This window comes from Streptomyces sp. 4F14 (assembly GCF_048159485.1).
Lineage (GTDB): Bacteria > Actinomycetota > Actinomycetes > Streptomycetales > Streptomycetaceae > Streptomyces.
Genome location: NZ_JBLRVY010000037.1, coordinates 37329 through 61234 on the forward strand (window position 1 = coordinate 37329; position 23906 = coordinate 61234).

A 23906-nucleotide genomic window follows, 5' to 3' on the forward strand; every position below is an offset into this window, starting at 1 on the left:
GCAGGGGGCGGCGCACTCTAGCGTCGTCCCCATGGAGATCTTGGCCTGCCGCCGCGAGGACCTCGTCGTGCTGGAACGCGTCATGCCGTCGGACAGCGTCGACGGCAGCCACCCGATGCGCTTCGCCCGGCAGGAAGCGGGCCGCAGCACCTATCTGATCCCGTGGCTCGACGGCCGGCCCGTCGGCCACGCGGAGGTCCGCTGGACCGGCTGCGAGGCGCCCGACGTCCAGGCCGCGCACCCCGGCTGCCCCGAGATCAACGGCCTGGTCGTGTGGCCCGAGAACCTGCGCTCGCAGGGCATCGGGACGGCGCTGGTGCGGGCCGCCGAGGAGTGGGCGCTCGCGCGGGGCGTCACGGTCATGGGGCTCGGCGTGGACGACCGCAACCCGCGCGCGGCGGCGCTGTACGAGCGCCTCGGGTACCGGCCCGGCGTGCGGTACGTCGACCGCTGGACCGAGGTCGACCCGCGCGGCGTCCGGCACGAGCACGTCGACCCGTGCCGGTTCCTGACGAGGAAGCTGAGCCCCTGAGGGCGTGGTCTACTGCCGTATGTGTTGAACGACCTGGACGAACGTATCGTGCACGCCCTCGCGGAAGACGCCCGGCGGTCCTACGCCGACATCGGGCAGCTCGTCGGGCTGTCCGCGCCCGCCGTGAAACGCCGGGTGGACCGGCTGCGCGAGAGCGGGGCCATCGCCGGGTTCACCGTCCGGGTCGACCCCGTGGCGCTCGGGTGGGAGACCGAGGGGTTCGTCGAGATCCACTGCCGCCGCAACACCTCGCCGGAGACCATCCGGCGCGGCCTGGAGCGGTACCAGGAGGTCGTCGCCGCGTCGACCGTCACCGGGGAGGCCGACGCCATCGCGCAGGTCTTCGCCTCCGACATGCGGCACTTCGAACGGGTCCTGGAGCGGATCGCGGGCGAGCCGTTCGTGGAGCGGACCAAGTCGGTGCTGGTGCTGTCACCGCTGCTGAGGCGCGCGCCGGCCTGAGAGGGCTGCTGGTGTGGCGGGCGCCGGCCCGAGAGGGCTGCCGGTGTGACGGGCGTCCGCCCGAGGGGCGCGCAACGAATCGCCGGAGGCTCCCCGCTTCACGCAACGAATCGCTCACCTGCCCGCAATGGGTGCCTATTGTCCGCCAGGTCCGGCCGACCGTACCGTCTATCTGGCCCCCGACACCCCCCTTACGCCCCTGGTGAGGACCCCGTATGCGCATCGCCCTGCTCCAGAGCTCCGGACGCCCCGGCTCGGCCGAGGGGAACCTCAAGGTGCTCGGCGAGGCGGCCGGGCGGGCGGCCGAGGCGGGCGCGGAGCTGCTGGTGGCGCCGGAGATGTTCCTCACGGGATACGCCGTCGACATCGAGGGGCTCGCGGAACCGGCGGACGGCGAGTCGGCCGACGCGGTCGCGGACCTGGCCGCGCTGCACGGCCTCGCAATCGCGTACGGCTATCCCGAGCGGGCCGGCGAGAGCGTCTTCAACTCCGCCCAGGTGATCTCGGCGACCGGCGACAGGCTCGCCAACTACCGCAAGACCCACCTCTTCGGCTGCTTCGAGCGCGACCACTTCACACCGGGCGAACAGCCCGTCGTCCAGGTCGAGTTGGGCGGCCTGACCGTCGGGCTGATGATCTGCTACGACGTGGAGTTCCCGGAGAACGTCCGCGCGCACGCCCTCGCCGGCACCGACCTCCTGATCGTCCCGACGGCCCAGATGCACCCCTTCCAGTTCGTCGCGGAGTCGATGATCCCGGTGCGGGCGTTCGAGAGCCAGATGTACGTGGCGTACGTCAACAGGGTCGGTGAGGAAGGGGAGTTCGACTTCGTCGGCCTGTCCGTGCTGGCCGGCCCCGACGGCGTCGCCCGCGCCCGGGCCGGCCGCGACGAGGAACTGCTCCTCGCCGACGCCGACCCCGCGTTCCTCGCCGCGTCCCGCGAGGCCAACCCCTATCTCGCCGACCGCCGCCCGGACCTCTACCGGTCCGTGGCCCGCTAGGAGTCCGTACCCCCATGACGTCCATGGTGCCCAACGCCGTAGAGCACGCCGACGCGCAGCAGCCGCCGATCACCATGTTCGGGCCGGACTTCCCCTACGCCTACGACGACTTCCTCGCCCACCCGGCTGGCCTCGGGCAGATCCCGGCGACCGAGCACGGCGCCGAAGTCGCCGTCATCGGGGGCGGGTTGTCGGGGATCGTCGCCGCGTACGAGCTGATGCGGATGGGCCTGAAGCCGGTCGTGTACGAGGCCGACCAGATCGGCGGGCGGCTGCGGACCGTCGGCTTCGAGGGCTGCGACCCCTCGCTGACCGCCGAGATGGGCGCGATGCGCTTCCCGCCCTCCTCGACGGCCCTCCAGCACTACATCGACCTGGTCGGTCTGGAGACCCGCCCCTTCCCCAACCCCCTCGCGGAGACGACCCCTTCGACGGTCGTCGACCTCAAGGGCGAGTCGCACTACGCGGAGACGATCGAGGATCTCCCGCAGGTCTACCGGGATGTGGCGGAGGCGTGGGCCAAGTGCCTCGACGAAGGCGCCGAGTTCGCGGACATGAACCGGGCGCTGCGCGAGCGGGACGTACCGCGGATCCGGGAGATCTGGGGGCGGCTCGTCGAGCGGCTCGACAACCAGACGTTCTACGGATTCCTGTGCGCCTCCGAGGCGTTCAGGTCGTTCCGGCACCGCGAGATCTTCGGGCAGGTCGGCTTCGGGACGGGCGGCTGGGACACCGACTTCCCGAACTCGATCCTGGAGATCCTGCGCGTCGTCTACACCGAGGCGGACGACCATCACCGGGGGATCGTCGGCGGCTCGCAGCAACTGCCGCTCAGGCTCTGGGAGTCGGAGCCCGCGAAGCTCGTCCACTGGCCGTACGGCACCTCCCTCAGGACGCTGCACCCGCACGGCGAGCCCCGCCCCGCCGTCACCCGGCTGCACCGCACCGCCGGGAACCGGATCACCGTCACCGACGCGGACGGCGAGATCCGCACGTACCGCGCGGCAGTGTTCACCGCGCAGTCGTGGATGCTGCTGTCCAAGGTCGTGTGCGACGACGACCTGTTCCCCGTCGACCACTGGACGGCCATCGAGCGCACCCACTACATGGAGAGCTCCAAGCTGTTCGTCCCCGTCGACCGGCCGTTCTGGCTGGACAAGGACCCGGTGACCGGGCGGGACGTCATGTCGATGACCCTCACCGACCGGATGACGCGCGGGACCTACCTCCTCGACGACGGCCCCGACAAGCCGGCCGTGATCTGCCTGTCGTACACCTGGTGCGACGACAGCCTCAAGTGGCTGCCGCTGTCCGCGAACGAGCGGATGGAGGTCATGCTGAAGTCGCTCGGCGAGATCTATCCGGGCGTCGACATCCGGCGCCACGTCATCGGCAGCCCGGTGACCGTCTCCTGGGAGAACGAGCCTTATTTCATGGGCGCGTTCAAGGCCAACCTGCCCGGCCACTACCGCTACCAGCGCCGCCTGTTCACCCACTTCATGCAGGACCGGCTCCCCGCCGACCGGCGCGGCCTGTTCCTCGCCGGGGACGACATCTCGTGGACCGCCGGATGGGCCGAGGGAGCCGTACAGACCGCGCTGAACGCCGTATGGGGCGTGATGCACCACTTCGGCGGGGAGACCGACCCGGCCAACCCGGGCCCCGGGGACGTGTACGACGACATCGCGCCGGTCGAACTCCCCGAGGACTGACGTCAGTTCGGCAGCGGCGTCAGCAGCATCCGCCCCGCGAACCCCACCGCCGTGTCGAGCCGTTCCCCGAACTCCTCCGTGAGGTCGGGGAACCGCCGCAGCGCCCACAGCGCCCGCGCCGCCGACCAGGTCGCCGCCCGCGCCCGCTCCAGGCTCCACGAACCCAGCAGGTGCGTGAGCGGGTCGGCGAGCTGGAGGAGGTCGGGGCCCGGCATCAGCTCCTCCCGGATGCGCTCCTCCAGCGTCATGAGGATGTCCCCGACCTGCTCGAACTCGTCCTCCAGCTCGGCCGGTTCACAGCCGAGTTCGTGACAGGTGTCGACCAGGGCCAGCGCGAGGTCGTGCCCGATGTGCGCGTTGATCCCGGCCAGCGCGAACTGCAGCGGCCGTACCCCCGGATGGCGGCGCATCTGGAACAGCGGGCGCCAACAGGCGGGCGTACGGCGGTCGTCCAGGTCCGCGTCGACGGCGTCGAGGTAGCGCCGCGCGAACCGCACGTCCAGGGTGACCGCCGCCCGGGGGTCGGCGAAGCGGCCCGTGTCGACGCGCCGGTCCACCTCCTCGGTGACGGCCAGGTAGACCCGGTTGAACACGGCGACCCCGTCCCGCGCGGGCAGCTCCGCGGCCAGGTCCCGCATCCGGGCGATCACCGCGTCTACGGCGGACGACGTGTAGTGCTCCAACTCCGGCATGGGGGAAGGGTGGCAGGCCCGGGCGGGGTTCGGGGCGCGGACGCCCCGGCTTCCCCGGAACGAGGGACACGGCGAAACCGGAACAACGGTCCGCGCCCCGGAACGCCCCCGTCAGGGCCGCGGGTCCGCCACCGCCGCGGCCCCGGAGCCGGCCTTCACGCGTTCCGCACCCCGCAGGACGCCCGCGAACAGCAGCAGCCCGCACGACAGGGCCGTCACCACCCCGAACGACACGGTCAGGCTGGTCGCGTGCGCCACCCCGCCGATCAGGCTCGGCGCGATCAGCCCCGACGTGTACGTGATCGTCGCCACGCCCGCGATCGCCTGACTCGGGTTCGGCCCCGAGTGCCCGGCCGCCGCGAAGCACAGCGGGACGACGACGGCGATCCCGAACCCCGTCAGCGCGAACCCGGCCATCGCGACCGCCGGATGATCCGCGACGACGACCAGCGCGCCGCCCGCCACCGCGAGCCCGCCGCCGAAGCGCACGGTCCGCACCACCCCGAACCGGTTCACCACCGCGTCCCCGGCCAGCCGAGCGATCGCCATCGTCAGCATGAAACCGGTCGTGCAGGCCGCCGCGAGCCCCGCCGACGCCGTCAGCCGGTCCTCCAGGTACACCGCCGACCAGTCCATGCTGGCGCCTTCCGCGAACACCGCGCAGAAACCGACCGCGCCGATCAGGAGCGACGAGCGCGGCGGCAGCGTGAAACGCGGGGGCGCCTCCTCGCCCTGCGTCGGCCGCAGGTCCAGGACCCAGCGGCAGGCGGCCAGGCCCAGCACGGTCAGGAGCCCCGCCGCCAGCGCGTGGTGGATCCGCGCGTCCGCGCCGAGGTGCGCGGCGAGCGTGCCCGCACCCGAGCCGATCAGCGTGCCCACGCTCCACATGCCGTGCAGGCCCGACATGATCGACTTCCCGAGCCGGTGCTCGATCTCCACGCCCATCGCGTTCATCGCGACGTCCGCCATCCCCGCGGTCGCGCCGTACGCGAACATCGCCAGGCACAGGGTGAGCAGATCCGGTGCGAGGGACGGCAGGACCAGGGAGAGCGTCCACAGGGACAGCAGCAGGCGCAGCGCCGTACGGGTGCCCAGGTGGTGCGTGATCCAGCCCGCCAGCGGCATCGCGCAGGCCGCGCCGAACGCGGTGAACGCCAGCGCGAAGCCGAGCTGGCCCGCGCCGAGGCCCGCGTGGTCCTGGATCCACGGGACGCGGGTCGCGAACGAGCCCGTCACCCCGCCGTGCACCGCGAACACCGCCGAGACGGCGTACCGCCCCCGGCGTACGTCCGTGCCCATCCCCGCCCCTTTCCCGCGCCCCCTCGGACGCTGTCCTGTGCCGCGCCGCAAACTATCAGGGACCCTTCCTGATAAATAGGGGGCCGGTACGGTTCCAGACAGCTCCGGCCGTGGGAGGATCCCGCCATGCCCGCATCACCGAGCACCGCCCGAGCCATCAACGACCGGCTCGCCCTGCGCCTGCTCCAGCGGGAAGGCCCGCTCACGGCGGGGCAGTTGAAGCACCTCACCGGACTGTCCCGGCCCACCGTCGCCGACCTCGTCGAACGCCTCACCGCCGCCGGGCTCGTCGAGATCACGGGGGAGACCGGCGCGCATCGCCGGGGGCCGAACGCGAAGCTGTACGGGATCGTCGCGGGCCGTGCGTATCTGGCCGCGCTCGATGTCCGTACCGACAGCGTCGCCGTGCTGATCTCCGACCTCGTCGGGCGGGTCCTCGCGGAGGCGTCCGTGCCGATCGGCGGTGACACGGACACCGGGCCGGCGCTCGATCAGGCGGTCACCCTCGTCGAACGCGCGGCGAAGGAGGCCGGCGCCGACGCCCTCCACACGGTCTGTATCGGCGCTCCCGGCCTCATCGACCCCGCCACCGGCGACCTCCACGACTCGGGCAGCCTGCCCCTGTGGCACCGGCGCCTCGTCGCCGTTCTCCAGGAACGTTTCCCCGCCGCCCGTGTCCTGGTCGAGAACGAGACCAACCTCGCCGCCCTCGCGGAACGCGGCGAGGGCAACGCGCAGGGCCGTGACACGTTCGTCCTGCTCTGGCTCGGCCACGGCATCGGCGCGGCCGTCGTCCTGGACGGCACGCTGCGCCGGGGCGCGTCGGGGGGGACGGGGGAGATCGGGTTCCTTCCCGTCCCGGGGGTCGCGCTGCCGTCCGCCACGGACTGCGAGGGCGGATTCCACTCGGTGGCCGGGGGGTGGGCCGTCGAACGGCTCGCGCGGGAGTACGGGGTGGCGGGGGAGGGGGCCGCGGGGGTGGTGCGGGGGGCGGTCGAGGCGGTGAGCTGCGGGGGAGTGTCACCGGTCGGGGGTGGAGACGCCGGTACGGCGCTGCCGGGGTCCGGGGCTGTCGTCACGCCGGGTTCCGCCGCGACCGGGCTTGCCGGCCGGGCCGGTTCAGCGGTCGGTGACGCCGTTTCCGGAGCCGGGTCCGCTGCGGCGGGAACCATTCCGCCCGAAGATCCCGCGCAGGCCCCGTCCCGGACGGCAGCGGCTGGCCCGGGGCCCGTCGCCACAGAGGCCCCGGACACCGTGACCTCCCCCGCCTCCGCCTTCCTCGACACCCTCGCCGACCGCATCGCCCTCGGCGTCGCCTCCGTCGTCGCCGTGCTCGACCCCGGGTGCGTGGTCCTCGGCGGCGAGATCGGGCAAGCCGGTGGGGACGTCCTCGCGGGGAAGGTCGAGAAGCGGATCCGGAGGATGGCGCCGCTGGCGACCGAGGTGAGGGCCGGGGGGTTGGGGGGCGGGGCTGTGCTGCGGGGGGCCTTGCTGACCGCGCGGGAGGCTGCGCAGGACGAGTTGTTCGGGGCGTCGTAGGGCGCGGGGCGGGGCGCTGTGGCTTGCGCCCAGTGCGGGGGCGGGCGGCCATGGCTACCTGCGCTCAGTGCGGGGTGGGCTGCTGTGGTGGCTTGCGCTGAGCGTGGGGCGGGCGGCTGCTTCCGGCTTGCGCCCGGGGCGAGCCGCCGTGGCGATCCGCGCTCAGCGCGAGGCGGAGGGCTGGTGGCGGCCTGCTCCCGGCTCGGGGCGGGTGGCCATGGCGACCTTCGCTCAGCGCGGGGTGGGCTGCTGTGGTGGCTTGCGCCGAGTGTGGGGTGGGCGGCTGCTTCCGGCTTGCGCCCGGCGTGAGGTGGGACGCTGTTGCGGTCCACGCTCAGGGCGGGGCGAGGTGCCGTCGCGACCGGCGTCCAGCGCGAGGCGGAGGGCTGGTGGCGGCCTGCTCCCGGCTCGGGGCGGGTGGCCATGGCGACCTGCGCTCAGCGCGGGGCGAGTTGCCGTCGTGCCCGGCACCCCGCGCGAGGCGGGCCGCCGTAATGCTCACGCCCCGCGCGAGGCAGGTGCCCCGTACCCGCCCTACACCCCCGACACGTACTCCCCGAACGTCCGCTTCCCCACCGCGTTCCCCGGCGTCAGATGGTCGCCCGCCCGGAACGAGCGGTACGTCGCGCCCCACAGGGGCACCCGCACCAGTGGACGCCGCTTGCCCCGGGACCGGAGGTAGGCGCGGGCGAGCGCGTCGAACGTCAGGATCTCGGGCCCGCCCATGTCGGGGACCCGGCCCTGAGGGTCGGCCAGCGTCAATTCCGCGAGGCGCGCGGCGACTTCGGTCACCTCGATGGGCTGGTCGCGGACTCCGGAGAGGACCGGCATCACCGGGGACTTGGCGAGGGTGTCCAGCCACTGGGCGATGAGGTCGTGGAACTGGGTGGTCCGCAGGGTCGTCCAGCCGAGCCCCGACTCCTCCACGAGGTGTTCGACGGCGAACTTGGACCGGTAGTAGCCGAACGGCACCCGGTCGACGCCGACGATGGAGATGTACACGAGGTGCCCGACCCCGGCTTCGCGCGAGGCCGAGATCAGGTGCGCGGCGGCCTTCTCGTCACCTCCGCGCGTCGAACTCGCGCAGTGCACGACCGTGTCGACGCCCGCCAGCGCCGTACGCAGCGCGGGCCCGCCCGCGGACAGGTCGACGGCGTGGTCGGGACCGCGCCGGCTGAGGACCCGTACCTCGTGGCCCCCTGCCCGCAGCCGTTCGACGACGGGCCGCCCGAGGGTTCCGGTCCCCCCGGTCACCAGGATCGTGGACATGCGCATCAGCTCCTTCGACGGTGTCTCCCAGGAAGAACCGGGCAGCCCCGTGAAACGTGACACCGACGTCAGCCGGCGAGCTGGCGCCGTACGAAGGCGAGCTTGTCGGGGTTGAGGACGGCCCGCACCTCGCTGACGACCCCCTCCCGGCACACGACCCCGACCGTGCCGACGAGGGTGTCGCCGTCGAGGATCAACAGCCCCGGGGCGCCGTTGAGTTCGACGACCGTGAACGTCGCGCCGGCCAGGTGCAGCCGGAACACGCCGGCCACGAACCGCGCCACCTTCTCCCGCCCGAGGACGGGCCGTACCGCGGCGGACGCCTTGCCGCCCCCGTCGCCCCACCACGTGACATCGGCGGCGAGGAGCTTCTCCAGCCCCGCGAGGTCACCGCCCCGCGCGGCGGCGAGGAACGCGGTCAGCAGCGCGTCCCGCCGCCCGGCGTCCGGCTCGAACCGCGCCTTCTCCTCGGCGATCCGCCGCTCGGCCCGCCGGTAGAGCTGACGGGAGTTGGCCTCGGTGAGGTCGAGGACGCCGGCGATCTCCGCGTGCCCGTACGCGAACCCCGTCCGCAGCACGTACACCGCGCGCTCGGTCGGCGTGAGCCGCTCCAGCAGCACGAGCAGCGCGAGGGAGACGGCGTCGCGCTGCTCGGCGGTCTCCAGAGGGCCGAGGGTGCCGTCCGCGGTGAGGACCGGCTCCGGCAGCCAGGTCCCGACGTACCGCTCGCGGCGGGCCCGTGCCGAGGTCAGCCGGTTCAGGCACAGGTTCGTGGTGACCTTCGCGAGCCACGCCCCGACGTGCTCGATCGCGGCCCGGTCGGCCGTACCGAACCGCAGGTAGGCGTCCTGGACGGTGTCCTCGGCCTCCTGCGCGGAGCCCAGCATCCGGTAGGCCAGGCCGAACAGCCGTGGGCGGTGGGTCTCGAACTCCTCGGCGAGCGCGGTCGTCATGACCCCACTGTGCCCGACGCCCCGCACACAGCGTGCCGGGCCGCTCCCTGTGAGCCACTCCACAGACTTCACCCGTATGGACCACCGTCCGCCGTGGCACACTGACCGTGTACCAATAGCAGCGCACTCCGGGGTCGGTGAAAGTCCGAACCGGCGGTTACAGTCCGCGACCCGATCGCTTCCAGTGATCGGTTGACCAGGTGGAATTCCTGGACCGACGGTTAAAGTCCGGATGGGAGGCAGTGCGCGGCGGGCAGGCCCTTTCGGGTGTGCCGCCGTATGTGTGCCCGTCTGCCGACGGGTGCGTTCGGCGACCTCCCCCGAGTGTGTTCCTGTCCGTCTTCTCTGTCGTCTCTCGACAGGCCCCGGAGTCCGTGCCCGATCGTGGCAGGAGGACCCGGGAAGTGTTCACCGGAATCGTTGAAGAACTGGGTGAGATCACCGCCGTCGAGAACCTCGGCGACTCCTCCCGGTTCAGGCTGCGCGGCCCCGTCGTCACCGACGGCGCGAAGCACGGCGACTCCATCGCCGTGAACGGCGTCTGTCTCACCGTCGTCGAGCACGAGGGCGACGAGTTCACCGCCGACGTCATGGCCGAGACCCTCGACCGCTCCAGCCTCGGCGCCCTCGCGGTCGGCTCCCGCGTCAACCTGGAACGCCCGATGGCCGTGGGCGCGCGCCTCGGCGGCCACATCGTGCAGGGACACGTCGACGGCACCGGCCAGGTCCTGGCCCGTACGCCGTCCGAGAACTGGGAGATCGTCAAGGTCTCCCTGCCCGCCGACCTCGCGCGCTACGTCGTCGAGAAGGGCTCCATCACCGTCGACGGCATCAGCCTCACGGTCGTCGAGGCGGGCGCGGACTTCTTCACCGTCAGCCTCATCCCGACGACCCTCGAACTGACCACGCTCGGCCGCAAGCAGCCCGGCGACCCGGTCAACCTCGAAGTGGACGTCGTCGCGAAGTACGTCGAGCGCCTGATGGGCGACCGGGTTCCAGGAGCGGGCAAGTGAACTGGCTGAACTCCGAGGCGTTCGTCCTGCTCGACCAGCACATCATCTGGTCGGACATGATCGGCAACCTGCTCGGCCTCGCCGCCCTCGCGCTCGGCTGGCGCCGGCACCTGCTGACCTGGCCGGTCCAGTTCGTCTCCGGGCTCGTCCTGTTCAGCGCCTTCTACGGGCACCTCGCGGGCAGCGCCGGCAAGCAGGTCATCGTCATGGCGGTCGCCGCGTACGGCTGGTGGCAGTGGAGCCGCAACCGAGGCCAGGGCCGGATCACCCCCCGCTTCGCCTCCTGGAACGAACGCGGCGCGATGATCGCCGCGGGCGCCGCCGGCACGGTCGCCGTCGCCCTGCTCTTCGAGGCGTACCCCAGCCTCTCCTGGGACCCCTGGCCCGACGCGTACATCTTCGTCGGCACGATCGTCGCCATGTACGCGCAGGCCAAGGGCATGGTCGAGTTCTGGTTCGCCTGGCTGCTCGTCGACGCCGTCGGCGTCCCCCTCAACTTCGCCAACGGCTACGCCTTCTCCGGCTTCGTCTACGTCATCTACGGCGCGCTCGTCCTGTGGGGCATGCGCGACTGGTGGCTGCGCACCCGCCGGCCCACCCTGGAAGGAGCCCCCGCATGAGCACGGCGACCGTCTTCTACGGCACCGACACCGACTCCGACGATCTCACCCTCGACCCCGTCGAGCAGGCCGTCGCGGACATCGCCGCCGGACGCCCCATCGTGGTCGTCGACGACGAGAACCGCGAGAACGAGGGCGACCTCGTCGTCGCCGCGGAGAAGATCACCCCCGAGATCGTCGCGTTCATGATGAGCGAGTGCCGGGGCCTGATCTGCGCACCCATGGAGGGCCCCGACCTCGACCGGCTCGCCCTGCCCCAGATGGTCGGCGACAACACCGAGTCGATGAAGACGGCGTTCACGGTCTCGGTCGACGCGTCCGGGGCGCACGGGGTGACGACGGGCATCTCGGCGGCGGACCGGGCCACGACGATCAGGCTGCTCGCGGAGGGGGCGGGCGGGACGGACGGCGCTTCTGAGGCGGAGCAGCCCGTCCAGGCCGACGACTTCGTCCGCCCCGGCCACGTCTTCCCCCTGCGCGCCCGCGCCGGCGGCGTCCTCGTCCGCGACGGGCACACCGAGGCCGCCGTCGATCTCGCCCGTCTCGCGGGGCTGCGGCCGGCCGGGGCGATCGTCGAGATCGCCGGGGAGGACGGCCGGATGCTGCGGCTGCCCGAACTGGTGCCGTTCGCCCGCAAGCACGGCCTGACGATCATCTCCATCGAGGCCCTGATCGCGTACCGCAGGAACCGGGAACTCGGCCTCACGAGCGTCACGTTCACCGAACTGGACGCCCGCCCCGCCACTCCGCAGGAAGCCCCGCAGGACACCCCGGCGGCGGCCCCCCTCGTCCACCGCGAGGCCGAGACCCCCCTCCCTACCGCCCACGGCACCTTCACCGCGTACGGCTACCGCGCCGCCGACGGCGTCGAGCACATCGCGCTCGTGCACGGCGAGATCGGCGACGGCGCCGACGTACTGGTCCGCCTCCACTCGGAGTGCCTCACCGGTGACGTCCTCGGCTCGCGGCGCTGTGACTGCGGGCCGCAGCTCGACGCCTCGCTGAAGCGGGTCCAGGAAGCGGGCCGGGGAGTCGTCGTGTACCTGCGGGGACACGAGGGGCGGGGCATCGGACTGCTGCCGAAGCTACGGGCGTACGAACTCCAGGAGCAGGGCCACGACACCCTGGACGCCAACCTGGAACTCGGCCTGCCCGCCGACGCCCGGGACTACGGGGCCGGCGCCCGCATCCTCGCCGACCTGGGCGTACGCACCGTACGCCTGCTGACGAACAACCCCGACAAGGCCGCCGCGCTCGCCCGGTACGGCCTGCCGGTGACGGCCCGCGAGCCGGTCCCCGTGCAGGTCGGCGAGCACAACATCCGCTACCTGCGCGCCAAGCGGGACCGGATGGGACACGACCTGCCGTGGCTCGACGCCGCCGGCGACCAGTAGAACCCCCGAACCACCTGAACGACCTGAACGACCTGAACGACCTGAAGGAGAGACGTGAGCGGCAAGGGCGCACCGGAACTGTCCGTACGCAATGTGGGTGACCTGCGGGTCGCCGTCGTCGCGGCGCAGTGGCACGAGAAGGTGATGGACGGCCTGGTGGACGGCGCCCTGCGCGCCCTGCACGACCTGGGCATCGACGAGCCGACCCTGATCCGGGTCCCCGGCAGCTGGGAGCTGCCGGTCGCGGCGAAGGTCCTCGCCGGCCGCGGCTACGACGCGATCGTGGCCCTCGGCGTCGTCATCCGCGGCGGCACCCCCCACTTCGAGTACGTCTGCCAGGGCGTCACCCAGGGTCTGACCCAGGTCTCGGTGGAGACCGGCGTCCCCGTCGGCTTCGGCGTCCTGACCTGCGACACGGAGGATCAGGCCCTGGACCGCGCGGGCATCGAGGGCTCGAACGAGGACAAGGGCCACGAGGCGGTGACCGCGGCGGTGGCGACGGCGGCCGTCCTGCGTTCAGTATCCGAACCGTGGCACTGACCCGAATGAGCATCGGGCTAGAGTGACCTCACCATGTCCAAGAAGACGTTCGAGGAGCTGTTCACCGAGCTCCAGCAGAAGGCCGCCACCGGCGACCCCGCCACCTCCCGCACCGCCGAACTCGTCGAGAAGGGCGTCCACGCCATCGGCAAGAAGGTCGTCGAGGAGGCCGCCGAGGTCTGGATGGCCGCCGAGTACGAGAGCAAGGACGCGGCGGCGGAGGAGATCTCGCAGCTCCTCTACCACGTCCAGGTGATGATGGTCGCCCGCGGAATCTCGCTGGACGACGTCTACAGCCACCTGTAGAAACCCGCTTTCAGTCAATCCCGCTCACACAGAAGGAAGCCGCCCTCATGCTGCGCATCGCCGTCCCCAACAAGGGTTCCCTCTCCGGCCCTGCGGCGGACATGCTGCATGAGGCCGGCTACCAGCAGCGCCGCGAGTCGAAGGAACTGCGGATCGTCGACCCGGTCAACGAGGTGGAGCTGTTCTACCTCCGCCCCCGCGACATCGCGATCTACGTCTCCTCCGGCCGCCTCGACATCGGCCTCACCGGCGAGGACCTCCTCGTCGACTCGGGCGCGAACGCGGAGGTCATCCTCCCGCTCGGCTTCGCCCGCTCGACGTTCCGCTTCGCCGCCAAGCCCGGCACCGCCACGAGCGTCGAGGACCTGAACGGCAAGACGGTCGCCACCTCCTACGAGGGCATCGTCGCCAAGTACTTCGCCGACAACGGCATCGACGCCTCCGTCGTCCACCTCGACGGCGCCGTCGAGACCGCGATCGAGCTGGGCGTCGCCGAGGTCATCGCGGACGTCGTGGAGACCGGAACGTCCCTGCGCAACGCGGGACTTGAGGTCTTCGGCGAGCCCATCATGAAGTCCGAGGCGGTCGTGATCCGCCGCACCGGCGCGGACGCCGAGGACCCGAAGGTCCAGCAGTTCCTGCGCCGCCTCCAGGGCGTCCTGGTCGCCCGGACGTACGTGATGATGGACTACGACTGCCGCGTCGAGCAGCTGGAGAAGGCCGTCGCCCTCACGCCCGGCCTGGAGTCCCCGACGGTCTCCCCGCTGCACAACGAGGGCTGGGTCGCCGTCCGGGCGATGGTCCCCACCAAGGAGGCGCAGCGGATCATGGACGACCTGTACGACATCGGCGCGCGCGCGATCCTCACGACGGCCATCCACGCCTGCCGGCTCTGAGGGAACCCCGCGATGCCTGATCTGCCCGTCACCTTCCGCCCCGGCCGCACCCGCGTGGTGCTGCTCGGCTCCGGTGTGATGATCTTCCTCACCATCTCCGTCGTCGCCCTGCTGCTCGAACAGCTCGGCCCGGGGGAGCGGCTCAGCTTCGTCGTCACCGGCGGCCTGGTCTTCTGGGTCCTCGGACTGCTCTCCCGGGTCCGGGTCGTCGCCGACGAGGCCGGGGTCACCGTCGTCAACATCGTCAGCCGCCGGCGCCTCGACTGGGCCGAGATCCTCCAGGTCAACCTGCGCCCGGGCGACCCGTGGGTGTTCCTGAACCTCAGCGACGGCACCAGCCTGCCCGCGCTCGGCATCCAGCCGGGCTTCGACAAGAAGCAGGCCATCACCGACGCGACCGCGCTGCGCGCACTGAGCGAAGCGCGCTCCATCCGGGAACCCGGAACACCCTAGGGACGACATCCGGGCCGCCGGGCCTGCCGCTGACCCCCCTGTCTTGATTAATCTGGTGGCGGAGACTCTCCCATGCGTCTCCGCCCCTGTCGTACCGCGCCCCGGCGGACAGGGGGACACCTGCTATCCGAGGAGTGACTCCCTCCGGCAATGGACGGATCGTCCTGTAGTACCTGCGCCGCCCCCTCCCCCCTCACCCCCGAGGCGGCGGCATCATGACCACCCCCCTGCTGCTCCTGACGGCCGCGTTCGTCCTGATCCTCGCCAACGGCTTCTTCGTGGCCGCGGAGTTCGGACTCGTCACCGTCGAGCGCCCCGACGCCGAGAAGGCCGCCGCCGAGGGCGACAAACGCGCCCGTACGGTCGTGGAGTCGCTGAAGGAACTCTCCTTCCAGCTCTCCGGCACCCAGCTCGGCATCACCATCACGTCCCTGGTCGTCGGCATGCTCGCCGAACCGGCCCTCGCCCAGCTCCTCGACGGCCCGTTCACCGCGATCGGCATCCCCGAGGGCGCCGTCTCCGGTGTCGCCGTCGTCGTCGGCATGCTGCTCGCCTCCGCCGTCCAGATGGTCATCGGCGAACTCGTGCCGAAGAACTGGGCGGTGTCCAAGCCGCTCCAGGTCGCCCGCTTCGTGGCCGGCCCGCAGCACGCGTTCTCCCGGCTGTTCCGGCCGGTGATCGCCGCGCTGAACACGGTCGCCAACCGGCTCGTGCGCGCGCTCGGCGTCGAGCCCACCGACGAGCTGGCCTCCGCCCGCACCCCCGGTGAACTGGTCTCCCTGGCCCGGCACTCCGCGCAGGCGGGCGCCCTGGAACAGGACACGGCCGACCTGTTCGTCCGCACCCTGTCCCTGGCCGAACTGACCGCGCAGCACGTGATGACACCCCGCGTGAAGGTCAGCGCCCTCCAGGCGTCGGCCACCGCCGAGGACGTCGTCAACCTGACCCGCGCGACCGGCCTGTCCCGCTTCCCCGTCTACCGCGAGAAGATCGACGAGATCGTCGGCATGGTCCACCTGAAGGACGCCCTCGCCGTCCCCGTCCACGAGCGGCTGCGCACCCCGGCGAGCCGGATCGCCCGCCCCGCGCTCCTGGTCCCCGAAACCCTCCCCGTCCAGCCTCTGCTGGGCCGGCTGCGCAGTGAGCAGCCCATCGCCGTCGTCGTCGACGAGTACGGCGGCACGGCCGGGGTGGTCACCCTGGAGGACATCGTCGAGGAGATCGTCGGCGAGGTCCGCGACGAGCACGACGGCCAGGACACCCCCGAACTCGCCGCCGCCCCGCCCGAGGACGGACGGCCCGCCTGGGACGTCGACGGCAGCTGCCGCGTCGACACCCTCCAGCGCATAGGTCTCGACGTCCCCGAGGGCCCCTACGAGACGGTCGCCGGCCTCGTCGCCGACCTCCTCGGCCGCATCCCCGCCGTCGGCGACCGCACCGAACTCCCCGGCTGGCGCCTGTCGGTACGCCGCGTGGGCCACAACCGCGCGGAGCGGGTGCGCGTGGTGCGTACGGGGGTTGTCGTGGAGGTGGCGCGATGAGGTGTCCGGGATCGTGCGAGGCGGGCCACGTCGTCCGCGCCCGCATCACTTCGGAGGTCGCCCGATGAGCCTCCTGCAACTCCTGTTCGCCGGGCTCCTCGTCCTCGCCAACGGCTTCTTCGTCGGCGCCGAGTTCGCGCTCGTCTCCGTACGGCGCAGCCAGATCGAACCGCTCGGCACCGCGCGGGCCCGGCAGGTGCTGTACGGCCTGGAGCGGCTGCCGCAGATGATGGCGGCGGCCCAGTTCGGGATCACCGTCTGCTCGCTGACCCTGGGCGCGGTCGCCGAACCGACCGTCGCGCACCTCCTGGAGCCGGTCTTCGAGGCGATCCACCTCCCGCACGGCATGATCCACCCCCTGGGGTACGTCATCGCGCTCGCGGCGGTCGTCTTCTTCCACCTCGTCATCGGCGAGATGGTCCCGAAGAACCTCGCGATGGCCGCCCCCGAGAAGGCGGCGCTGTGGCTGAGCCCCGGCCTGGTGTGGTTCGCGCGCTTCTGCAAGCCGATCACCATCGCCCTCGGCGCGGTCGCCCAGGGCATCCTGCGGCTCTTCCACGTCGAGCCCAAGGACGAGGTCGAGGCGGTGGTGACGAGCGAGCAGCTCAACCGCCTCCTCGAAGACTCCGGCCAAGCGGGCCTCCTCGACCCCGAGGAACGCGAACGCCTCGAAGACGCCCTGGAGTTGGGCTCCCGCCCGATCACGGACGTCCTCCTGAAACGCGAGGCACTGGTCACGGTGACCCCGGCGGTGACCCCGGGCGAGATCGTCGCCCTGACGGCCCGTACCGGCTACTCACGCTTCCCGATAGCGGCCGGGACCGGCGCCTTCATGGGCTACCTGCACGTGAAGGACGTCCTGGACCTGGAGGACTCGGACCGAGCGGTCCCGCAGCAACTGTGGCGCCCGATGACGACCCTGCGCTCGGAATTGCCTCTGGACGACGCCCTGACGGTCATGCGCCGAGCGGCGACGCACCTGGCGCAGGTGGCGGACGGGACGGGGAAGGTGCTGGGGCTGGTCGCGCTGGAAGACGTACTGGAGATGCTGGTGGGGGAGGTAACGGACCCGGCACACAGGGAGGCACCGGAAAAGGCGCTGGCCGTCTGACGCGGGGCGCGGGTCTCACATGGCCGACGGGTCCTGAGGCCCGCGCCCCGACAGCACCTCCCCATACGCCTGCATCAGATCCGCCAACCGCAACGTCGACAGATCATCCCGCGACAACGCCCCCGTATACATCGACAACCGCAGATCCCGGTACGCACAACTCTTCTCGTACAGCGTCCGCAGGAACCGCCCGTTCCCCAGCTCGTCGATCCACCCCTGCTCCACCACATGCCCGGCGATGGACCGCAGCTCGTCAAGGGCTTCCTCGTCCCACACGTCCCCGTTCTCCGCCGCCAACACCTCCCCGATGGAGGTGAGTTCGAGCGGTCGGTACGACGGAAAGTCGACGCGCGAGGTGAACCGCGACGACAGCCCGGGGTTCGCCGCGAGGAGCCGGTCCATCCCCTCCGGGTACCCCGCGAGGATGACGACGAGGTGATCCCGGTTGTCCTCGGCCCGCTTCAGCAGAACTTGCAGCGCCTCGTCCCCGTACGCATCCCCTTTGCCGTACCCGGAGTTGGAGAGCGAGTAAGCCTCGTCGACGAAGAGGACACCCCCCAGCGCGGAGTCGATCAGCTCGTTCGCCTTGACGGCGGTCTGCCCGAGGTACTCCCCGACGAGGTCGGCGCGCTGGGCCTCGACGAGGTGGTCCCCGCCGAGCAGCCCGAGCGCGTAGAAGACCCGCCCGAGGATGCGCGCGACGGTGGTCTTGCCGGTGCCGGAGGGCCCGGAGAAGACGAAGTGTCGTTTCGGCGGCTGGACCGGCAGCCCCTGACCGGCGCGCAGCCGGGCCATGTTGAGCTGGGCGGAGAGCGCCTTGACCTGCCGTTTCACGGGTTCGAGCCCGACCATGCGCTCCAGTTCGGCGAGCGCCTCCTCAAGTAAGACGGGGTCGGCGGGCCCGGGCGGCAGCGTGGCGGCGCTGGAGGGGAACTTCTCCCGCACGGCGGGGTCGGCGACGGGCGGCAGCGGTACGACGGGCGGGAGTTCACCGGGGTCGGTGAGCTTCAGGTCCCGCCCTTCCGTGCCGAACAGCGGGTCGAACCCGTCGGCCGCGTCGACGCTGTCCTGCCCGAACCCGGTGAGGGTGATCGCGGCGAGGTCGGCGGAGTCGTCGTACCCGTCGCCCTCGGCGATCGCGGCGAGCCGCGCGGAGGTGTCCATGAAGGCGGCGTCGACGCGGTGCACGGCCCGGTAGAGGGGGAGCGCGGCGGCGGAGCGGCCGGTGCCCTCGTGCGCGCGGGCGAGCCAGTAGCGCAGTTCCTTGCGCTGGGGCTGTTCGCTGCGGCAGCGCATGAGCGCGGTGGACAGCAACGGCTCGGCCTGGCCGTACATTTCGAGCCGGACGCGGGCCATCCCGCCGAAGAGCCCGGCCTCGATGCCGAGCAGCGGATCGTCGAGCAGCGGGTCGGTGTGCCGGGTCAACTGCTCCCAGTCCTTGACCAGATAGGCCCGGCAGGCGTGCAGGAACCGCACCTGGTGGTCGGTGTCGACGGGCGGCAGGCCCGCCAACGCCCGGTCCAGCTCGGGGACATGGCGTCCGTCGAGCCAGTGCGAGGCGTGCGCGAGGAGCAGGTCGCGCGGGCTCTCCAGCACCGGCTGCACCCACCAGCCCAGCCAGTACCAGGAGTTGAGGGTGCGGCGGTGCCGGGTGCGCTGTTCGCCGAAGCGGTCGCGGTGCCGGAACATCCGCAGCAGCGCGGTCGTCGTGTCGACGCGCAGCGCGTGCAGCCCGAGCCAGCCGTCGGCCATGCCGGGGTCGATCCGCACCGCGGTGCGGAACTCCTCCTCGGCCTGCGGATAGGCGCCCATCGTGTAGGCGTCCACGCCTCGCAGCCAGGCGAGGTCGGCCGGGGCGTCGGGGCCCCGGGTGCCGAAATCCATCACGTCCCCCACAAACCGTGCCCCCGTCGGATGACCGCCGGGCCGTCGCCCGCCGGCCGCCAGAGCCGAACCGCTGTGCATCAAACCGGAGTTGAGAGCAGCCGTCCGGTAGGTCGCACCGAGGGCATCGTACCCGCGCGGGAGGGGTCGGCCGTAGGGTGCCGCACCGGACGTTTGACGAGGTGGGAGCAGATGGGGCGCATCCGGGACGGTGACCCTGGGTGAGCGGATCAGGCCATCGGGAGACCGGAATTGGGGCTCGCGGAGCGCGCGCGGGCAGAACGAAGCCCCCGATCACGGGGGAACAACCGGGGGCTTCGCGTCCACAGGCGGCTTCGAATGCCGCACATTGAGAACGTAAGTCCTGTACGGCCCCTCGGTCAAGCCGAGTTGGGGCAGTGAGCCACTTTCGTCCGCAAGACCCTTCACAGGTTCACCACATCACGGGCGTTTAGCTACCCTGCGTGACTTCCTGGTCCGGACCAGGTGCTCCCGAGGGCCCCGGGAGCACCTCGTACCCCTCGTCTGTCTGCCGTACCAGGAGATTCGCGAAAGGTCGTGTGGGGTCTTCGGCGAAATGCGCCCGCTCCGCCGGGACCCAGCCGTCCCAGAACTCCCGCTGCTCCGCCCCGTCCCGAGCCCGCCCCCGCGCCCACGCGCTCTCCGGGCCGAGTTCCATCCACAGCACCGCCGCCAGATACGGCCGCAGCGCCCGCCGCCCGGCCCCGACCCCTTCGAGGATCACCACGGGCGCGGCCGGCAGCAGCCGCTGCGGCCCGAAGGCGCGAGCGCCCCAGTCGTACGGCGCGTAGGCCGCGCTCTCCCCCCGGCCCAGCGGGCCCACGACCTGCGTCAGCAGCCGCCGCGTCCAGCCGAACAGCTCCGCGTGGCTCGCGACGTCGTCGATCCGCAGCACCGGCGCCCCGCCCAGCTGCGCCGCGAGCCGCCCCGCGAACGTCGACTTCCCCGACCCCGCGTGCCCGTCCACACCGATCAGCCGGACCGGCCCGCAGGACGGCGGGAGGTTGCGCAGGAGGGCGGCGAGCTGGTGGATGGCGGGTCCTGTGGGGCGTACGGGCGGGGGGAGGCCAGTGTAGGGGCGCGACCATGTCGGTGCCGGACAGGGCGGACGCGCCGGGTCATAGTGGGCGGACAGTCCGTCCGAACCCCGGGGGTGCGTCCCATGTGCAGTGCCGAGCAGCCGTCCCGCCGGACCGTCCTCGCGGCCGTCGTCACCGCCGCCGCGACCGTGACCGCCGCCGCCTCCCCGCCCGCGCCGCGCACCACCGACTTCCGGGGCTGGGCGTCGTACGGGGACTGGTGCGCGGGGGAGGCGGACGGGGTGGACGTCGTCGGGGGTGCGCGGTCCGGCGTGGTCATCGGGGAGGCGGCCGGTACGACGTCGTACACCGACCCGCACACCGGCACCACCGCCGACTGGGAGTACGCCACCTGGACCTCCCCGGCGCACCGGTTCGCCGTCCCCGCGACCGAGGTGATCGCCTCCTGGAACGCCGACACCCCGCCCGGGACCTGGCTCCAGACCGAGCTGACCTGCACCTACTCCGACGGCACGGCGACCCCCTGGTACGTCATGGGCCGCTGGGCCCTCGGCGACCAGGACATCCGGCGCACCTCCGTCGACGGCCAGCGCGACGGCCGCAGCACCGTCTGGACGGACACCCTGGCGATCGACGACCCCGCGACCGGCCCGCGCCTGACCGCGTACCGCCTGCGCCTGACCCTCCACCGCAGACCCGGCACCCGCCTCACCCCGACCGTCCGGCGCGCGGGCGCGATGGGCTCCGACGTCCCCGACCGCTTCACCGTCCCGGCCTCGACGCCGTGCCTGGCACGGGAGTTGATCGTCCCGCGCTACTCCCAGGACCTCCACCGCGGCCAGTACCCGCAGTACGACGGCGGCGGCGAGGCATGGTGCAGTCCCACCTCCTCGCAGATGATCGTCGAGTACTGGGGCGGCCGCCCCACCGCCGAGCAACTCGCCTGGGTGGACCCGTCGTTCACCGACCCCCAGGTCTGCCACGCGGCCCGCCACACCTACGACGCCCAGTACGAGGGCTGCGGCAACTGGCCCTTCAACGCCGCCTACGCGGCCACCTACGCCGGCCTGGAGAGCGTCGTGACCCGCCTCTCCTCCCTCACCGACCTGGAGACCCTGATCGCGGCCGGCATCCCCGCGATCACCTCGCAGTCGTTCCACGCCCAGGAGCTGACCGGCGCCGGGTACGGCACGGCGGGCCACCTGATGACGGTGATCGGCTTCACCGCCGACGGCGACGTCATCGCCAACGACCCGGCCTCGCCCACCGATCAGGCCGTGCGGCGGGTCTACCGGCGGCGTGAGTGGGAGAACATCTGGCTGCGGACGAAGCGTTACGCCGCCGACGGCAAGGTCGCCTCCGGCAGCGGGGGCATCTGCTACCTGTACTTCCCGGCCCGGCCCGACGCCCGCCAGCGCGCGGCCCTCACGGCGGTCGGCGTCACCGTGTGAGCAAGCTCTCGGCCGCACATGCCCCAAACGATGGCAAGGTGGACGAATGACAGCGAACTCCGCCACCGCCGCCCCCGTCCGAACCGGCGGCCGTGCCCGCACCGGTGGTCCCGGGGACGACGGCCCCAAGGTCCTCGAACACGTCCTCGGCTGGGTCCTCGTCGCGGTCGTCGCGATGCTCGTGACCCAGCTGGGCCTGCTGTGACAAGTGCCGCCGGATTATGCCGGATGCGTCGGCCGGTGTGACCTGACCCACCCTTGACCTGACATACTGCGGTGGTCCCGCCACCGCCCGAGACCAGGGTCGAGTATTGAACATCAGCGCACAGCGCGACGCCGTCCGTCCCAAGGCCCGCGGCACCGAACGCTCCTTGGCCCGCCGCGCCGAACTCATCTCCATCGGGCGGAAGTTGTTCGCCGACACCTCCTACGACGCGCTCTCGATGGACGACATCGCGCGTCAGGCGCACGTCGCGAAGGGGCTGATCTACTACTACTTCCAGTCCAAGCGCGGCTACTACCTGGCGATCATCCAGGACTCCGTCGCCGACCTGGTCACCTTCGCCGCCAGCGGCATCGAACTGCCCCAGGTGGACCGCGTCCACCGCACGATCGACAGCTACCTGCGCTACGCCGAGCACAACCAGGCCGCCTACCGCACGATCGTCAGCGGCGGCGTCGGCTTCGACGCCGAGGTGCACGGCATCCGGGACGGGGTGCGCGAGGCGATCGTCGCGACCATCGCCGAGGGCGCCTACGGCCGCACCGACATCGCCCCGCTCGCCCGCATGGGGCTCCTGTCCTGGGTGTGCAGCGTCGAGGGCGCCGCCCTCGACTGGATCGACCGGCCCGACCCCCACCTCTCCCGCGACGTCATGCGGGAGTTGCTCGTCAGGACGCTGGGCGGGGTGTTCCGGGCGGTGGAGGAACTGGACGCGGGGTACCCGGCGCCGAAGGAGGCGCGGCGGGAGGACTGAGGCAACGGGGGGTACGGGGCCGGTAGTTGAAGGGGCGACAGCTGTTGCTTTTCCCGGAGTGCCCAACCCCCTTGCCGCAGCGGCCGGTTGAATCCCCCGCGCGCCGAACTCCCCCCGCCTACAGCCCCGCAGGGAACTCGTCCCCCGGCAACCCGCCGAACTGCCCTGGCCGCACCTGGGGTGCCGCCAGCCTGCTCCACTCCGGGTCGTGGCGGCCCGGCAGGGTCCGCCCCCGGTCGGCCCAAGTCCGCATCAGGGCAAGGTAGATGGGCGGGTCCGGCGGTGACTCCACGGCGGCCGGTAAGAACTCGAAGGGCGCGGGCACGAACCGCTGACGGTGGCGGCCCGGTGTCGAATATGTGGGAGTCATACTTTGGCAACGCCCCGGGCCGCGTGGAGGTCACGGGCGCCGGGGTCGGGCGTCAGTTCGTGGGATGCCCCGGTCCGGGTACCCGAACCGGGATACCCGAACCGAGCTGACGAACCGTCAACTCCCTTGAATGCTCGGCGTGTTGGCGGGACTCAGGCCGCCCGGCGAACCTGCGCCGCCACCCGCACCGGGCGCACCGGACGCGAACCGGGCCCACCGACGTGCGAGAACGGCTGGGTACGCCAGTCGAGGCCCTGAGGAAGCGTCAGCACCGGCGCGATGTCCTGCGTCCGCTCCTGGAACACCTCCTCCGCCGACCGGGCGTCCGCCGACGCGCGGCCGGTCCCCGCGCAGACCGTGAGCCCGAACGGGTTCCACGGCGAGGCGCACAACGCGTGCTCCGGCAACACCTCCTGGTCCGCCAGCAGCGCGATCGGCTGCACGCAGTCCGGGCACACCACCCGGAGCAGGTCACCGTCGTACGCGTCGAACTCCTCGTCGCCGTAAGCCTCTTCGTCGGGATCGACGCCCTCCGGGGCGAGGTCGACGACGGGCTGGAGCCGCTTGGGCGCGGTACGACCAGGGCGGTTGGCACTCTGCATGGGATTCTCCCCCTCGGGCTGGGGCCGTGAAGGCGCTGCGGCCTCGACCACAGCAAGCACTTCCCAGCCAGGCTCGGCGGTAATCACGGGAGCATCACGGAGCGCGTTCGAGTGATGTGGCCTTCGTCACATGCCGCGGGGAGTTGTCAGGCCGGGCGGACACCGCCCCGGGCGCCCCCGCCGCCCCGCCCGTACATCACGAACAGGCTATGACCTGCGCCGTATAGG

25 protein-coding genes and 1 riboswitch are annotated in these 23906 nt (G+C 72.0%); of the genes, 17 read left to right on the plus strand and 8 right to left on the minus strand.

Annotated features, from left to right (window positions below):
• Nucleotides 1-31: 31 nt before the first annotated feature.
• From ACLZOT_RS42885 to ACLZOT_RS42900, 4 genes are all read left to right on the plus strand, one after another.
• The gene (locus ACLZOT_RS42885; RefSeq protein ID WP_416974653.1) at nucleotides 32-532 is read left to right on the plus strand and encodes a GNAT family N-acetyltransferase; all 501 of its coding nucleotides are present in this window, start codon (nucleotides 32-34) and stop codon (nucleotides 530-532) included.
• A gap of 21 nt (nucleotides 533-553) precedes the next feature.
• Entirely contained in the window at nucleotides 554-994 is a 441-nt protein-coding gene (locus ACLZOT_RS42890; RefSeq protein ID WP_416974654.1) for an Lrp/AsnC family transcriptional regulator, read from the plus strand.
• Nucleotides 995-1209: 215 nt separating this feature from the next.
• Nucleotides 1210-1995: a carbon-nitrogen hydrolase family protein gene (locus ACLZOT_RS42895; protein ID WP_416974655.1), complete on the plus strand. Its 786-nt coding sequence runs from the start codon at nucleotides 1210-1212 to the stop codon at nucleotides 1993-1995.
• A 14-nt stretch (nucleotides 1996-2009) separates the two neighbouring features.
• On the plus strand, nucleotides 2010-3707 hold the full coding sequence (locus ACLZOT_RS42900) for a flavin monoamine oxidase family protein (RefSeq protein ID WP_416974656.1): 1698 nt from the start codon (nucleotides 2010-2012) through the stop codon (nucleotides 3705-3707).
• A 2-nt stretch (nucleotides 3708-3709) separates the two neighbouring features.
• Here ACLZOT_RS42900 and ACLZOT_RS42905 read toward each other — a convergent pair whose 3' ends face one another.
• The gene (locus tag ACLZOT_RS42905) at nucleotides 3710-4399 is read right to left on the minus strand and encodes a DUF5995 family protein (RefSeq protein ID WP_416974657.1); all 690 of its coding nucleotides are present in this window, start codon (nucleotides 4397-4399) and stop codon (nucleotides 3710-3712) included.
• A 111-nt stretch (nucleotides 4400-4510) separates the two neighbouring features.
• Nucleotides 4511-5698, minus strand: coding sequence for an MFS transporter (locus ACLZOT_RS42910; protein ID WP_416974658.1), 1188 nt, complete (start codon nucleotides 5696-5698; stop codon nucleotides 4511-4513).
• A gap of 126 nt (nucleotides 5699-5824) precedes the next feature.
• Here ACLZOT_RS42910 and ACLZOT_RS42915 point away from each other — a divergent pair, with 126 nt between their 5' ends.
• Complete coding sequence (locus ACLZOT_RS42915; protein WP_416974659.1) at nucleotides 5825-7237, plus strand: ROK family protein; 1413 nt, start codon at nucleotides 5825-5827, stop codon at nucleotides 7235-7237.
• Between the two features lie 534 nt (nucleotides 7238-7771).
• On the opposite strand, the gene ACLZOT_RS42920 is transcribed toward ACLZOT_RS42915, so the two are convergent.
• Together ACLZOT_RS42920 and ACLZOT_RS42925 are read right to left on the minus strand one after the other, a co-directional pair.
• Nucleotides 7772-8506, minus strand: coding sequence for an SDR family oxidoreductase (locus ACLZOT_RS42920; protein WP_416974660.1), 735 nt, complete (start codon nucleotides 8504-8506; stop codon nucleotides 7772-7774).
• 68 nt (nucleotides 8507-8574) lie between these two features.
• Nucleotides 8575-9459 (minus strand): RNA polymerase sigma-70 factor, encoded by an 885-nt coding sequence (locus ACLZOT_RS42925; protein WP_416974661.1) that lies wholly within the window; start codon nucleotides 9457-9459, stop codon nucleotides 8575-8577.
• A gap of 119 nt (nucleotides 9460-9578) precedes the next feature.
• Nucleotides 9579-9709: riboswitch (FMN riboswitch) on the plus strand.
• 154 nt (nucleotides 9710-9863) lie between these two features.
• On the opposite strand from ACLZOT_RS42925, the gene ACLZOT_RS42930 reads away from it, so the two are divergent.
• From ACLZOT_RS42930 to ACLZOT_RS42970, 9 genes are all read left to right on the plus strand, one after another.
• Complete coding sequence (locus ACLZOT_RS42930; protein WP_416974662.1) at nucleotides 9864-10472, plus strand: riboflavin synthase; 609 nt, start codon at nucleotides 9864-9866, stop codon at nucleotides 10470-10472.
• Nucleotides 10469-11092 carry a nicotinamide mononucleotide transporter family protein gene (locus ACLZOT_RS42935; RefSeq protein WP_416974663.1) on the plus strand — a complete coding sequence of 208 codons (624 nt, stop codon included), beginning with the start codon at nucleotides 10469-10471 and terminating at the stop codon, nucleotides 11090-11092. Before ACLZOT_RS42930 ends, ACLZOT_RS42935 begins: the two co-directional genes overlap by 4 nt.
• Nucleotides 11089-12486, plus strand: coding sequence for a GTP cyclohydrolase II (gene ribA, locus ACLZOT_RS42940; RefSeq protein ID WP_416974664.1), 1398 nt, complete (start codon nucleotides 11089-11091; stop codon nucleotides 12484-12486). The genes ACLZOT_RS42935 and ribA overlap by 4 nt, the downstream gene beginning before the upstream one ends.
• Nucleotides 12487-12540: 54 nt before the next feature.
• Nucleotides 12541-13026, plus strand: coding sequence for a 6,7-dimethyl-8-ribityllumazine synthase (ribH, locus tag ACLZOT_RS42945; protein ID WP_416974665.1), 486 nt, complete (start codon nucleotides 12541-12543; stop codon nucleotides 13024-13026).
• 33 nt (nucleotides 13027-13059) lie between these two features.
• Nucleotides 13060-13332: a phosphoribosyl-ATP diphosphatase gene (locus tag ACLZOT_RS42950; RefSeq protein WP_010357964.1), complete on the plus strand. Its 273-nt coding sequence runs from the start codon at nucleotides 13060-13062 to the stop codon at nucleotides 13330-13332.
• A gap of 47 nt (nucleotides 13333-13379) precedes the next feature.
• The gene (gene hisG / locus ACLZOT_RS42955) at nucleotides 13380-14228 is read left to right on the plus strand and encodes an ATP phosphoribosyltransferase (protein ID WP_416974666.1); all 849 of its coding nucleotides are present in this window, start codon (nucleotides 13380-13382) and stop codon (nucleotides 14226-14228) included.
• Nucleotides 14229-14240: 12 nt separating this feature from the next.
• The gene (locus ACLZOT_RS42960) at nucleotides 14241-14681 is read left to right on the plus strand and encodes a PH domain-containing protein (RefSeq protein ID WP_416974667.1); all 441 of its coding nucleotides are present in this window, start codon (nucleotides 14241-14243) and stop codon (nucleotides 14679-14681) included.
• A 215-nt stretch (nucleotides 14682-14896) separates the two neighbouring features.
• Nucleotides 14897-16222 (plus strand): hemolysin family protein, encoded by a 1326-nt coding sequence (locus ACLZOT_RS42965; RefSeq protein ID WP_416974668.1) that lies wholly within the window; start codon nucleotides 14897-14899, stop codon nucleotides 16220-16222.
• Nucleotides 16223-16286: 64 nt separating this feature from the next.
• Nucleotides 16287-17333: a hemolysin family protein gene (locus ACLZOT_RS42970; RefSeq protein ID WP_416974669.1), complete on the plus strand. Its 1047-nt coding sequence runs from the start codon at nucleotides 16287-16289 to the stop codon at nucleotides 17331-17333.
• 15 nt (nucleotides 17334-17348) lie between these two features.
• On the opposite strand, the gene ACLZOT_RS42975 is transcribed toward ACLZOT_RS42970, so the two are convergent.
• Together ACLZOT_RS42975 and ACLZOT_RS42980 are read right to left on the minus strand one after the other, a co-directional pair.
• The gene (locus tag ACLZOT_RS42975; protein WP_416974670.1) at nucleotides 17349-19217 is read right to left on the minus strand and encodes an AAA family ATPase; all 1869 of its coding nucleotides are present in this window, start codon (nucleotides 19215-19217) and stop codon (nucleotides 17349-17351) included.
• Between the two features lie 451 nt (nucleotides 19218-19668).
• Nucleotides 19669-20271 carry a uridine kinase family protein gene (locus ACLZOT_RS42980; RefSeq protein WP_416974712.1) on the minus strand — a complete coding sequence of 201 codons (603 nt, stop codon included), beginning with the start codon at nucleotides 20269-20271 and terminating at the stop codon, nucleotides 19669-19671.
• Between the two features lie 129 nt (nucleotides 20272-20400).
• On the opposite strand from ACLZOT_RS42980, the gene ACLZOT_RS42985 reads away from it, so the two are divergent.
• From ACLZOT_RS42985 to ACLZOT_RS42995, 3 genes are all read left to right on the plus strand, one after another.
• Nucleotides 20401-21729 (plus strand): peptidase C39 family protein, encoded by a 1329-nt coding sequence (locus ACLZOT_RS42985; RefSeq protein WP_416974671.1) that lies wholly within the window; start codon nucleotides 20401-20403, stop codon nucleotides 21727-21729.
• 46 nt (nucleotides 21730-21775) lie between these two features.
• Nucleotides 21776-21934, plus strand: coding sequence for an SCO1431 family membrane protein (locus ACLZOT_RS42990; RefSeq protein ID WP_416974672.1), 159 nt, complete (start codon nucleotides 21776-21778; stop codon nucleotides 21932-21934).
• A 106-nt stretch (nucleotides 21935-22040) separates the two neighbouring features.
• Nucleotides 22041-22706: a TetR/AcrR family transcriptional regulator gene (locus tag ACLZOT_RS42995; protein ID WP_416974673.1), complete on the plus strand. Its 666-nt coding sequence runs from the start codon at nucleotides 22041-22043 to the stop codon at nucleotides 22704-22706.
• A gap of 118 nt (nucleotides 22707-22824) precedes the next feature.
• On the opposite strand, the gene ACLZOT_RS43000 is transcribed toward ACLZOT_RS42995, so the two are convergent.
• Both ACLZOT_RS43000 and ACLZOT_RS43005 read right to left on the minus strand, forming a co-directional pair.
• The gene (locus ACLZOT_RS43000; RefSeq protein ID WP_416974674.1) at nucleotides 22825-22959 is read right to left on the minus strand and encodes a hypothetical protein; all 135 of its coding nucleotides are present in this window, start codon (nucleotides 22957-22959) and stop codon (nucleotides 22825-22827) included.
• 269 nt (nucleotides 22960-23228) lie between these two features.
• Complete coding sequence (locus tag ACLZOT_RS43005; RefSeq protein WP_416974675.1) at nucleotides 23229-23678, minus strand: hypothetical protein; 450 nt, start codon at nucleotides 23676-23678, stop codon at nucleotides 23229-23231.
• Nucleotides 23679-23906 lie beyond the last annotated feature (228 nt).